Here is a 12,052-nt window from a genome sequence, read left to right on the forward strand (position 1 = left end):
CAAGGCAACTCCGGCGCCGAAAAGTACGTCTGCTTCAAAAGGCAGGACTACGTCCGCTGCATCAGCACGACGGACTATCAGGCGAACGGAGCTATTGGTGATCATCGGCCTTGTCACGGCTGTCGCGGCCTCGGCGTGTTACGGCACAGGATCGGTCCTCCAGGCCGTGGGGTCGCGCAAGTCGGCCCAGCGGGAGGCCGCCAGGGGTGCGTCCGCCGCGGGCACCACCCAGCACGGCGGCCCCAGCCTGTCGTCCACCGCGAAGGCGGCGGTGACCTGGGAGTTCATGGTCGGCACCGTCCTGGACTTCGTGGGCTTCGCGCTCGGCGCGCTGGCCGCCCGGATGCTGCCGCTCTTCCTCTCCCAGACGGTGATCAGCGCCAACCTCATCGTCACCGCCCTGCTGAGCGTCAAGCTGCTCGGCATCCGGCTGAACCGCAAGGAGTGGATGTCGATCGGCGTGGTCTGCGCGGCGCTGGTGCTGCTGGCGACCGCCGCGGGCCACGAGGGCAGCGGCGAGGCCGCCCGGTCCACGCACTGGTGGCTGCTGGCCATCACCGTCGTGCTGATGGGCGGCGGCTGGATAGCCGTCCACTTCCTCGGCTCGAAGGCCGCGATCCTGGCCGGTCTGCTCTCCGGCCTCGGCTTCGGCGCCATCGGTGTGGGCGTGCGCATCCTCGACGGCATCGACCCGTTCGACCTGCCCACGATGCTCGCGGACCCGGCGTTCTACGCCATCTTCATCGCCGGCGGCGTCGGCATGTACCTGCACACCGTGGCCCTGCAGATCGGCTCCGTCAACGGCGCCACCGCCGCGCTCGTCGTCGGTGAGACGGTGCTGCCCGGCATCATCGGCGTGGTCTGGCTGGGCGACACCTCCCGGGCGGGCTTCGCGTGGATGGCCGTCCTCGGCTTCCTGCTGGCCGTCGCCGGTGCGGTGGCCGTGGCCTGGTTCGGCGAACCGGACGCCCACTCGGCCGCCCCGGCGGGCGACGTGAAGGAGCCGGAGCCGACGGCCGTCAGCTGAGCGGACACCGGACGGGCCGGCCATCCGGCCCGTCCCATGGCACCTCCCGGCCGTCGCGGTGGCTCAGGGGAGGACGACCACCTCGTCGGGCGCGAACCCGACGCCCACGTCGGCGCCGACCTCCGGCGCCTCACGCAATCCGCACGCCGCCTCCAGCTCCGGCCCGCTCCCGGGCCGCAACCGCACCACCACGTGGTCCCCGCGGAACGTCCGGGCCGTGACCGTGCACGCCAGCCCCTCGCCCGCCGTCAGCCGCACCCCGGCGGGCCGGACGAGCAGACGCCCGTCCCCCTGCCGCGACCCGGCGGGCACCGGCAGCACGCCCCAGGGCGTCTGCGCGCGCTCGCCGCGCACCGTCGCCTCGACCACGTTGTCGAAGCCGAGGAAGCGCGCCACGAACTCCGACGCGGGCCGCCGCCACACCTCCAGCGGGGTCCCGGCCTGGGCGATGTGCCCGTCGCGCATCACCACCACCCGGTCGGCGAGCGCGAACGCCTCGCCCTGGTCGTGGGTGACCGCCAGCACCGTCGTCCCCAGCCGGCCGAAGAGCGAGCGCAGCTCCACCACGAGCCGTTCGCGCAGGCTCCGGTCCAGCTGCCCCAGCGGCTCGTCGAGCATCAGCAGCCGCGGCTCGGGGGCCAGCGCCCGCGCCAGGGCGACGCGCTGCTGCTCGCCGCCCGACAGGGCCCCGACCGGCCGGCGCTGCGCGCCCGGCAGGCCCACCAGCTCCAGCAGCTCGGCGACCCGGCGGGCCGACTCCGCGCGCCCGGTCCCGCGCATGCGCAGTCCGAAGGCGACGTTTCCGGCCACGTCCCGCTGCGGGAAGAGCTGGTGGTCCTGGAACATCAGGCCCACCCCGCGGCGGTGCGTGGGCACCGCGCTCTGGTCCTTGCCTGCCAGGAGCACCCGTCCGGCGTCCGCCCGCTGAAGGCCGGCCACGACGCGCAGCAGCGTGGACTTGCCGCTGCCGCTGGGCCCGAGGACGCACACGGTCTCGTGCTCGGCGACGGCGAGGTCGACGGCGTCCAGCACCGGGCGCTCGCCGAAGCGGACGGTCACCTCTTCGAGGCGCAGCATCTAGAACTCTCCCGTACGGTCGGTGCGCAAGCGCTCCAGCACCAGCAGCGCCGCCGCGCACACCAGCATCAGGATCGTGCTGAGGGCCATCGCCTGCCCGTAGGTGAGCGCCCCGGGGCGGCCCAGCAGCCGGGCCACGGCCACCGGCAGGGTGGGACTGTCGGGCCGGGCGATGAAGACGGTCGCCCCGAACTCGCCCAGGGACACGGCGAACGCGAAGCCCGCCGCGACCGCGAGCGCCCGCCCGACCAGGGGCAGGTCCACCTCGCGCCACGCCCGCAGCGGCGAGGCGCCGAGGACGGCGGCCGCCTCGCGCAGCCGGACGTCCACCGCGCGCAGCACCGGCAGCATGGTGCGGACGACGAACGGCACGCCCACCAGCGCCTGCGCCAGCGGCACCAGGATCCACGAGGTGCGCAGGTCCAGCGGCGGCTCGTCGAGGGCGATGAGGAAGCCGAAGCCGACGGTGACGGCCGAGGTGCCCAGCGGCAGCATCAGCAGCGCGTCGAAGCCCCGGACGAGCCGGCCCTCCCGGTGGGTCAGGGCCGCCGCGGCCAGGCCGCCGACTACCACCGCGACGGCGGTGGCGGCGAGTGCGTACGCCAGGGAATTGCCGATGGCCTCCAGGGGGGCGACGACGAACGTGCCGCCGTTGTCGCCGGCCGAGGCGAGGGCCCGGTAGAAGGTCAGGCCGTACCCGTCGGGGCCGTCGAAGGAGCGCAGGACGAGCACCACGAGGGGGACGAGCACGAGGAGGGTGACGACGGCCAGGACGGACGCCAGCAGGGCCCACTGGGCCGCGCCCTGCGGGCGGCGGGCGGTGCGCGCGGCGTCGACGAGCCTCAGCGTCGCCTCGCGGCGCCGGACCGTCCAGGCGTGCACGCCCAGCAGCGCGGCCACGGCCGCGAACTGCACGAGGGTGAGGACGGCGGCCGTGGGCAGGTCGAGGAGCTGCGCGGTCTGCTGGTAGATCTCCACCTCCAGTGTGGCGTAGCGCGGCCCGCCGAGGATCTGGACGACGCCGAAGGAGGTGAAGGTGAACAGGAAGACCATCAGGGCCGCGGCGGCCACGGCCGGCCCCAGGGCGGGCAGGGTCACCCGCCGCCAGGCGGCCAGGCGGCCGGCGCCCAGGACGCGGGCGGCCTCCTCCTGCCGGGGGTCGAGCTGGGCCCACAGCCCGCCGACGGTCCGCACGACCACGGCGTAGTTGAAGAAGACGTGGGCGAGGAGGATCGCCCAGACCGTGGTGTCCAGCCGCACGCCCCACAGCTCGTCGAGCAGCCCGCCGCGGCCCAGCAGCGCCAGGAACGCCGAGCCGACGACGACCGTCGGCAGGACGAACGGGACGGTGACCAGAGCCCGCAGCAGCTGCTTGCCGGGGAAGTCGAAGCGCGCGAAGACGTACGCGCCGGGGAGCGCGAGCAGGAGCGTGAGCGCGGTGGAGGCGGCGGCCTGCCAGGTGGTGAACCACAGGACGTGGCCGATGCGGGGATCGGTGACGACCTCGCCGACGCGGGCGAACTGCCAGCTGCCGCCGTCCTTCAGGCCGCGCGAGACGATCGAGGCGACGGGGTAGGCGAAGAAGACGCCGAAGAAGGCGAGCGGCACGGCCATCAGGCCGAGCCGCGTCGCCGTCCGCCGCCGCCCACCCGGGCGGACGGCGGCGCGCGGTGGCGTGGCAGGGCCTACTTCAGGACGAGCGAGGACCATTCCTTGACCCACTGGTCGCGGTTCTTGGCGATCTTCTCGGGGGCGAGCGTCGCGGGCTTGTCGATCTGCGCGCCGTACTTGGTGAAGACCTCGGGCAGCTTGGCGTCCTGGCTGACGGGCTTGACGAACATCTGCAGCGGCATGTCCTCCTGGAAGGTTTCGCCCAGCATGAAGTCGATCAGGGCCTTGCCGCCCTCGGTGTTCTTGGCGCCCTTCAGCAGGCCCGCGAACTCGGTCTGCCGGAAGCACGTGCCGGTCGCCACGCCCGTCGGGCCCTCCTGCGGCTCCGGCTTCACGCCGAGCACCTCGGCGGGCGGGCTGGAGGCGTAGGAGACGACGAGGGGCCGGTCGCCCTTGGCCTTCCTGCCCGCGGCGGAACCGGAGAAGCGGTCGTTGTACGCCTGCTCCCAGCCGTCGACGACCTCGACGCCATTGTCCTTGAGCTTCTTCCAGTAGTCCTTCCACCCGTCGTCGCCGTACTGGGCGACGGTGGCGAGCTGGAAGGCCAGCCCCGGGGAGGACGTCGCGGCGTTCTCGGTGACCAGGAGGTTCTTGTACTCCGGCTTGACCAGGTCGTCGAAGGACTGCGGCGGGGTCAGCTTGTGGTCGGCGAAGTAGGCACGGTCGTAGTTGACGCAGATCTCGCCGGTGTCGACGGGCGTCACGCGGTGCTCGCCGGCGTCGGCCTGGAACTCCCGCGGCACCCGGTCCAGGCCCTTGGCCTCGTACGGGGCGAAGAGGTCCTTGTCGAGTGCCCGGGAGAGCAGGGTGTTGTCGACGCCGAAGAAGACGTCGCCCTGCGGGTGGCTCTTGGAGAGGATCGCCTGGTTGACGGCCCGGCCGGCGTCACCGCTCTTGAGGACCTTGACCGTGTAGCCGGTCTTCTCGGTGAACTCCTTGAGCACGGCCTCCGAGGCGACGAAGGAGTCGTGGGAGACGAGGGTGACGGTCTTGCCACCGGACTCCCCCGAGCCCTTGTCGTCGGAGCTGCCGCAGGCGGCCAGGGCGGGCACGCCCAGCGCAAGGGCGGCGGTCGCGCCCAGGGCACGCCGAAGGATGGTGTTCATGGTGGTGCTGACTCCCTACGCCGGTACTAACCGGATCAGGTCCGAGGGTCTGCGGGCCGTGCCGCACTCTCAGCGCTCGCTGCGCTCCCCTGTCGGATTGTTCATTTGTGCGAAGTGATGCAGGTGGACAGTATCAGCGCTCGGTGGCGGCCAGCTGGCCGCAGGCCCCGTCGATCTCCTGGCCTCGCGTGTCACGGACGGTGACCGGCACGCCGTGCGCGGCGATCGCCGCGACGAAGGCCCGCTCGTCCTCCGGCCGGGAGGCCGTCCACTTCGAGCCGGGGGTGGGGTTGAGCGGGATGAGGTTGACGTGCACCCGCTTGCCCTTGAGCAGCCGGCCGAGCAGGTCACCGCGCCACGCCTGGTCGTTGATGTCGCGGATCAGGGCGTACTCGATGGAGATCCGGCGGCCGGACTTCTCCGCGTACTCCCAGGCGGCGTCCAGGACCTCGCGGACCTTCCAGCGGGTGTTGACCGGCACGAGGGTGTCGCGCAGCTCGTCGTCCGGCGCGTGCAGCGACACGGCGAGGCGGCACTTGAAGCCCTCGTCGGCGAAGCGGTGCATCGCCGGGACGAGGCCGACGGTGGAGACGGTGATGCCGCGCTGCGACAGGCCCAGGCCGTCGGGCTCGGGGTCGGTGAGGCGGCGGATGGCGCCGACGACGCGCTTGTAGTTGGCCAGCGGCTCGCCCATGCCCATGAAGACGATGTTGGACAGCCGGGCGGGGCCGCCCGGCACCTCGCCGTCGCGCAGGGCGCGCATGCCGTCGACGATCTGGTGGACGATCTCGGCCGTGGACAGGTTGCGGTCCAGGCCCGCCTGGCCGGTGGCGCAGAACGGGCAGTTCATGCCGCAGCCGGCCTGGGAGCTGATGCACATGGTGACCCGGTCGGGGTAGCGCATCAGGACCGACTCGACGAGCTTGCCGTCGTGCAGGCGCCAGAGGGTCTTGCGGGTGGTGTCGTCGTCGCACGAGATGTGCCGCACGACACTCATCAGCTCCGGCAGCAGTTCGCCCGCGAGCTTCTCGCGGGCGGCGGCCGGGATGTCCGTCCAGGTGGCCGGGTCGTGCGCGTACCGGGCGAAGTAGTGCTGGGACAGCTGCTTCGCGCGGAACGGCTTCTCGCCGATCGCGGCGACCGCCTCGCGACGCTCGGCGGGGCTGAGGTCGGCGAGGTGCCGCGGGGGCAGCTTGGCACCGCGGGGGGCGACGAACGTCAGTTCTCCAGGCGCGGGGGCCATGAGCGGAAACTCCTCATTGCGACGAGAGCGGATGATCTCCGCTGTCGCGGAGCCAGCGGCAGGACGATGCCGGAACCCGGAGATCTCACACGGGGCACCCCCGCGGGCGCGGGGCCGGAAAAGGGCCCGCCGCGCAGCGACGAGCCCTTCCAGGGTACCTGGCACGGATCCAGGCCGAATCGATCTAGGCGGAGCCCACGAACGCGACCATCAGCAGCCACACCACCGGAGCGGTCGGCAGCAGCGAGTCCAGCCGGTCCATGATCCCGCCGTGGCCGGGGAGCAGGGCGCCCATGTCCTTGATGCCCAGGTCCCGCTTGATCATGGATTCGCCGAGGTCGCCCAGGGTGGCGCTGACGGCGACCGCGAGGCCCAGCAGCAGACCCTGCCACCACACGCCGTCGTCGATCAGGTACTGCATGCACAGGGCGCCCGCCACCATCGCGAACGCCACCGCGCCGAGCAGGCCCTCGCGCGTCTTGCCGGGGCTGATGCGCGGGGCGAGCTTGTGCTTGCCGAAGCGCCAGCCGACCGCGTAGGCGCCGGTGTCGCTGACGACCGTCAGGACGAGGAACGTCAGCACCCGCCAGGCGCCGTCGCCGGCCGCGAGCATCAGCGCCACGAAGGTCGCGAGGAACGGCACGTAGAACGCCGCGAAGATGCCGGCCGTGACGTCCTTGAGGTAGTCGTCCGGCGGCTCCGTCATCCGCCACACGAGCACGGCGAGCGCGGTGAAGGCCATGGCCACCCACGCGCCCTCGGGCCCGTTGACGTAGCCGGCCACCGTCATCGCGGCCCCGCCGATGGCGAGCGGCACCAGCGGGGCCTTGATGGCCTTGCGCTCGGCGAGCCGGGACGTCAGCTCCCACAGCCCGACCACCACGGCGACGACGATCACGCCGAGGAAGACGGGCTTGTAGATGAACAGGGAGGCGAGGATGACGGCCCCGAGGCCCACGCCGACCCCTATCGCGGCCCGCAGATCGCGGCCCGCGCTCTTCTTGGCCTTGGCCCCCTGGGGGGCGGCAGGCTCCTGCGGCCGGATGTCGGGCTCCTGTTCATCGCGGAACAGGGGGCCGCCGATGTGCGCGGCCCCCTGCTCACGGTCGGCTCCGTCGTCCTGGTATCCGCCTGCTCCGGGCACAATGGGCATGGGGCGAGTCTGCGCCGCGGCGCCCCCCTCGTGCAGAGGACCCGCCGGTGGGGGTCCTTCCCAGCCGTGGAGGGGGGAAGGACCCTGGTCGGTGACTCCCCAGCTACCGGCGCGCGGCGGGGCTCCCCAGGATGCGTCGTTCATCAGACCTCAAGCAGCTCGGCTTCCTTGTGCTTGAGCAGCTCGTCCACCTGCGCGACGTACTTCGCGGTGGTGTCGTCGAGCTCCTTCTCCGCGCGGCGCACCTCGTCCTCGCCGGACTCCTTGTCCTTGACGAGCTTGTCGAGGGCGTCCTTCGCCTTGCGGCGGACGGAGCGGATCGAGACCTTGGCGTCCTCGGCCTTGGTCTTGGCGACCTTGACGTACTCGCGGCGGCGCTGCTCGGTGAGCTCCGGGAACGTCACCCGGATGATGTTGCCGTCGTTGCTCGGGTTGACGCCGAGGTCGGAGTCGCGGATCGCCTGCTCGATGTTGCGCAGGGCGCTCTTGTCGAACGGCGTGACCACGGCCATGCGCGGCTCGGGCACCGAGAACGACGCCAGCTGGTTGATGGGCGTCAGCGCACCGTAGTAGTCCGCCACGATCTTGTTGAACATCGCCGGGTGCGCACGCCCGGTGCGGATCGCCGCGAAGTCCTCCTTGGCGACCACAACGGCCTTCTCCATCTTCTCCTCGGCTTCGAGGAGGATCTCTTCGATCACCACTTGCTCCTGGTGTTATCAGTAAGCAGAGCCTCGCCCCTGCGCGCGTCTTCTCCTGCACGGTGTCCGACCGGCAGGCGGTTGTCCATCCCCGTGCCGAGGTCTTCCCGCGGCAGCGAGTTGCCGTCGGTGGCACCTCGGGTGCTCACCATGGACGGCGTTGCGGGTCTCAGTCCCGCGTGGCCTGGTCGCTCACGAGCGTGCCGATCTTCTCACCCTTCACCGCACGCGCGATGTTGCCCTCGGCCAGCAGCTCGAAGACCAGGATCGGCAGCTTGTTGTCCATGCACAGGCTGATGGCGGTGGCGTCGGCGACCTTCAGGCCGCGGGCGAGCACCTCGCCGTACTCCAGGGCGTCGAACTTCACCGCGTCGGGGTTCTTCTTGGGGTCGGAGTCGTAGATCCCGTCGACGCCGTTCTTGCCCATGAGGATCGCCTCGGCGTGGATCTCCAGGGCGCGCTGGGCGGCGGTGGTGTCGGTGGAGAAGTAGGGCATGCCCATGCCGGCGCCGAAGATCACGACGCGGCCCTTCTCCAGGTGGCGCACGGCGCGCAGCGGGATGAACGGCTCGGCGACCTGGCCCATGGTGATGCCGGTCTGGACCCGGGTCTCGACGCCTTCCTTGGCCAGGAAGTCCTGGAGGGCGAGGCTGTTCATCACGGTGCCGAGCATGCCCATGTAGTCCGAGCGGGCCCGGTCCATTCCGCGCTGCTGCAGCTCGGCGCCGCGGAAGAAGTTGCCGCCGCCGATGACGACCGCGATCTCGTAGCCCTCGCGGACCACGGCCGCGATCTCGCGGGCGATGGCGTGCACGACGTCGGGGTCGACGCCCAGCCCACCGCCACCGGCGAAGGCCTCACCTGACAGTTTCAGCAGGAACCGACGGGGCTTGCCCTGGTCGGCGCTCGTGTCGTCGGCGGCCTGCTTGGCGTCCGCGCCCTGGTTCATTGGAGTTCTCCTCGTGCACATACGAAGAAGGCCATTGCCGGATGGATCCTTTCGGTTCCCTCTGCGGCAATGGCCTCCTCGTCACATCAGCGGCCGGCCGGTGGACGGTCGGCTGCGTACGACCCTAGCGGGTCGCGGGTCATTCGCTGTCCTGCGGACAGCTCAGGCGCCGACGCGGATGCGGGCGAAGCGCTTCAGCGTGACACCGGCCTCGTCCAGGACCTTCTGGACGGTCTTCTTGTTGTCCTTCGCGAAGGGCTGGTCCAGCAGGACCTGCTCCTTGAAGAAGCCGGTGAGGCGACCCTCGACGATCTTCGGCAGGGCGGCCTCGGGCTTGCCCTCCTCGCGAGCGGTGGCCTCGGCGACGCGGCGCTCGTTCTCCACGACGTCGGCGGAGATGGCGTCACGGGAGAGGAACTTCGGAGCGAACGCGGCGATGTGCTGCGCGACGTCCTTGGCGACCTCGGCGTTGTCCTTGTCCAGCTCGACCAGGACGCCGACCTGCGGGGGCAGGTCCGCGGCGGTGCGGTGCATGTAGGAGTAGACCTTGCCGTCGGCGAACTGCGCGAAGCGGTCCACGACGATCTTCTCGCCCAGGGTGGCGTTGGCCTCGTCCACGAACGCCTGGACGGTCTTGCCGGCCTCGATCTCGGACGCCATCAGGGTGGCGACGTCGGCCGGAGCGGTCTTGGCGATGTGGGCGGCCAGGGCGTCGGCGACGGCGACGAACTTCTCGCCCTTGGCGACGAAGTCGGTCTCGCACTTGAGCTCGACGATGACACCGGAGGTGTTGTCCTCGGCGATGAGGGAGGCGACGGCGCCGTTCTCGGTGGTGCGGCTCTCGCGCTTGGCCACACCCTTCAGGCCCTTGACGCGGACGATCTCGATGGCCTTCTCAAGGTTGCCCTCGGCCTCGTCGAGCGCCTTCTTGCAGTCCATCATGCCGGCGCCGGTCTGCTCACGCAGCTTCTTGACGTCAGCGGCGGTGTAGTTCGCCATCCTTCAATCCTTCTTCTGCACTACGCCTTGCCCGGCCTTCGCGGCGTCACGGGCAAGGCTGGTCCGTCTTGAGGTCACCACACCTGCCGGTCCCCGTCCCGCTGACGGGGCCCGACAGTGGATCCACCGGACGACAGCGGGGGCTCTCACCCCCGCCGTCGGTCACGGGAGGGTGTCAGGCCTGCTCGGCGTCGGCCGGCTTCTCGGCCTCGGCCTCGGCCGGCTTCTCGGCGGCGGCCTCGTCGGCCTTCTTCTCGCCCTCAAGCAGGTCGCGCTCCCACTCGGCGAGGGGCTCGCCGGCGGCCTTCTCGCCCTTGCCCTCACCGGCACCACCGGAGCGGGCGATGAGGCCCTCGGCGACGGCGTCGGCGATCACGCGGGTGAGCAGGGTGACGGAGCGGATGGCGTCGTCGTTGCCCGGGATCTTGTAGTCGACCTCGTCGGGGTCGCAGTTGGTGTCGAGGATCGCGACGACCGGGATGCGGAGCTTGCGCGCCTCACCGACGGCGATGTGCTCCTTCTTGGTGTCCACGATCCAGACGGCGCTGGGCACCTTCTGCATCTCGCGGATACCACCGAGGGTCTTCTCCAGCTTGGCCTTCTCGCGGGAGAGGACCAGGAGCTCCTTCTTGGTGAGGCCGGAGGCGGCCACGTCCTCGAAGTCGATGAGCTCGAGCTCCTTCAGGCGCTGCAGGCGCTTGTAGACGGTCGAGAAGTTGGTGAGCATGCCGCCCAGCCAGCGCTGGTTGACGTAGGGCATGCCGACACGGGTCGCCTGCTCGGCGATGGCCTCCTGGGCCTGCTTCTTCGTACCGACGAACATGATGGAGCCGCCGTGCGCGACGGTCTCCTTGACGAACTCGTAGGCGCGGTCGATGTACGACAGCGACTGGAGCAGGTCGATGATGTAGATGCCGTTGCGCTCCGTGAAGATGAAACGCTTCATCTTCGGGTTCCAACGACGGGTCTGGTGACCGAAGTGGACGCCGCTCTCCAGCAGCTCCCGCATCGTGACGACGGCCATGGCCGCGCTCCTTGAAATACTCGGTTCCACGACGGCCGGGCGGCCGCCGCTCCTGACGCCCCGACGCGCCTGCCGTGGACGTCACCCTTGCGAGGAGCCGTTCCATGGACCGAGAGACACGGCCACCGTGCTGCCCGAGAGGGTCTGACGCGCCGGTGGCGGGGCGTGCGAAGTCGACCCGGTGACCCGGATCGCCATGAGAAGTGTACGGGACCGGAGAAGCGCCGGGTGACGGCGTTGTCCACAACCCGCGAGTAGTCCACAGGTTGCGCTCAAGATCCCCGAGCACCGCCGCCTTCCGGGCATGGTGACTCCATGCGACGACTCCGTACGGCTGTGCGACCGCTGGTGCTCGGCGTGCTCGCCCTCCTCCTCTGCACCACCGCGCCCCAGGCCGCCCCCGCCCCGGCGCCGCGCCCGGGCCCCCAGGGCCCGGGCCCCGAGAGCCCGGGGCCACAGGGCCCAGGCCCACAAGGCCCGGGTCTGCAGAGGCCAGGTCCGCAGGGGCCAGGTCCGCAGGGGCCGGCCGCCAGCCGCTCGTGGCCGCTGGCTCCCCGGCCACCGGTCCTCCGGGCCTGGCGCCCGCCTCCGGCCCCCTGGGCCGCCGGACACCGGGGCGCGGACCTGGGCGCCCCACCGGGCAGCCCGGTGCGGGCCGCCGCCCCCGGAACGGTGTCCTTCGCGGGCACGGTCGCGGGCCGCGGGGTGGTGGCGGTCGAGCTGACGGGAACGGGCAGCCCGCCGCTGCGCACGACGTACGAACCGGTGCGCGCGATGGTGCGCGAGGGCGACCGTGTGACGGCGGGTGCGGTGCTGGGAGTGCTGGAGGCCGGCCCGTCCCACTGCGGCGCGACGACCTGCCTGCACTGGGGCCTGCGCCGCGGCGACGCCTACCTGGACCCGCTGACGCTGCTCCCACCCTGGATGCTGCGCCGCCCGCCCTCGCGCCTGCTCCCCCTGACGGACGGGCGCCCGGGCACCACCATCGGGTTCGGGTTCACGCAGTAGACGCAGTGAAGGGGTCTGCAGGCAGTGGAGGGGGCCGGGGAGGGGGGAGGGGGGGAGGGGGGAGGGGGGAGGGGGGAGGGGGGAGGGGGGAGGG

General features: G+C 71.5%; 11 protein-coding genes and 1 riboswitch. Of the genes, 2 read left to right on the forward strand and 9 right to left on the reverse strand.

Annotation, left to right across the window (positions count from 1 at the left end; genetic code table 11):
* Positions 1-97: 97 nt before the first annotated feature.
* Entirely contained in the window at positions 98-1,027 is a 930-nt protein-coding gene (locus LE181_RS14255) for a DMT family protein (RefSeq protein ID WP_225661632.1), read from the forward strand.
* Between the two features lie 63 nt (positions 1,028-1,090).
* Here the strand turns inward: LE181_RS14255 and LE181_RS14260 are convergent, their stop codons facing one another.
* From LE181_RS14260 to rpsB, 9 genes are all read right to left on the reverse strand, one after another.
* Positions 1,091-2,104, reverse strand: coding sequence for an ABC transporter ATP-binding protein (locus tag LE181_RS14260; protein ID WP_225661633.1), 1,014 nt, complete (start codon positions 2,102-2,104; stop codon positions 1,091-1,093).
* Complete coding sequence (locus LE181_RS14265; protein ID WP_225661634.1) at positions 2,105-3,718, reverse strand: ABC transporter permease; 1,614 nt, start codon at positions 3,716-3,718, stop codon at positions 2,105-2,107. It abuts the gene before it with no gap.
* Positions 3,719-3,789: 71 nt separating this feature from the next.
* The gene (locus tag LE181_RS14270) at positions 3,790-4,881 is read right to left on the reverse strand and encodes a thiamine ABC transporter substrate-binding protein (RefSeq protein ID WP_225661635.1); all 1,092 of its coding nucleotides are present in this window, start codon (positions 4,879-4,881) and stop codon (positions 3,790-3,792) included.
* Positions 4,877-4,982: riboswitch (TPP riboswitch) on the reverse strand. Its footprint overlaps the gene before it by 5 nt.
* A gap of 32 nt (positions 4,983-5,014) precedes the next feature.
* On the reverse strand, positions 5,015-6,124 hold the full coding sequence (gene rlmN, locus LE181_RS14275; RefSeq protein ID WP_190110010.1) for a dual-specificity RNA methyltransferase RlmN: 1,110 nt from the start codon (positions 6,122-6,124) through the stop codon (positions 5,015-5,017).
* A gap of 184 nt (positions 6,125-6,308) precedes the next feature.
* On the reverse strand, positions 6,309-7,421 hold the full coding sequence (locus tag LE181_RS14280) for a phosphatidate cytidylyltransferase (RefSeq protein WP_225661636.1): 1,113 nt from the start codon (positions 7,419-7,421) through the stop codon (positions 6,309-6,311).
* Positions 7,421-7,978, reverse strand: a complete 558-nt coding sequence (frr, locus tag LE181_RS14285) for a ribosome recycling factor (protein ID WP_225661637.1) — start codon at positions 7,976-7,978, stop codon at positions 7,421-7,423. The genes LE181_RS14280 and frr overlap by 1 nt, the downstream gene beginning before the upstream one ends.
* 169 nt (positions 7,979-8,147) lie before the next feature.
* Positions 8,148-8,927: a UMP kinase gene (gene pyrH, locus LE181_RS14290; protein WP_225661638.1), complete on the reverse strand. Its 780-nt coding sequence runs from the start codon at positions 8,925-8,927 to the stop codon at positions 8,148-8,150.
* Positions 8,928-9,089: 162 nt separating this feature from the next.
* Positions 9,090-9,926 (reverse strand): translation elongation factor Ts, encoded by an 837-nt coding sequence (gene tsf / locus LE181_RS14295; RefSeq protein WP_225661639.1) that lies wholly within the window; start codon positions 9,924-9,926, stop codon positions 9,090-9,092.
* A 175-nt stretch (positions 9,927-10,101) separates the two neighbouring features.
* Entirely contained in the window at positions 10,102-10,950 is an 849-nt protein-coding gene (rpsB, locus tag LE181_RS14300) for a 30S ribosomal protein S2 (RefSeq protein WP_225661640.1), read from the reverse strand.
* Positions 10,951-11,265: 315 nt separating this feature from the next.
* Here rpsB and LE181_RS14305 point away from each other — a divergent pair, with 315 nt between their 5' ends.
* Positions 11,266-11,958: a M23 family metallopeptidase gene (locus LE181_RS14305; RefSeq protein WP_225661641.1), complete on the forward strand. Its 693-nt coding sequence runs from the start codon at positions 11,266-11,268 to the stop codon at positions 11,956-11,958.
* Positions 11,959-12,052: the final 94 nt, after the last annotated feature.

This window comes from Streptomyces sichuanensis, from assembly GCF_020328095.1.
In the GTDB taxonomy this organism is placed as follows: domain Bacteria; phylum Actinomycetota; class Actinomycetes; order Streptomycetales; family Streptomycetaceae; genus Streptomyces; species Streptomyces cinnamoneus.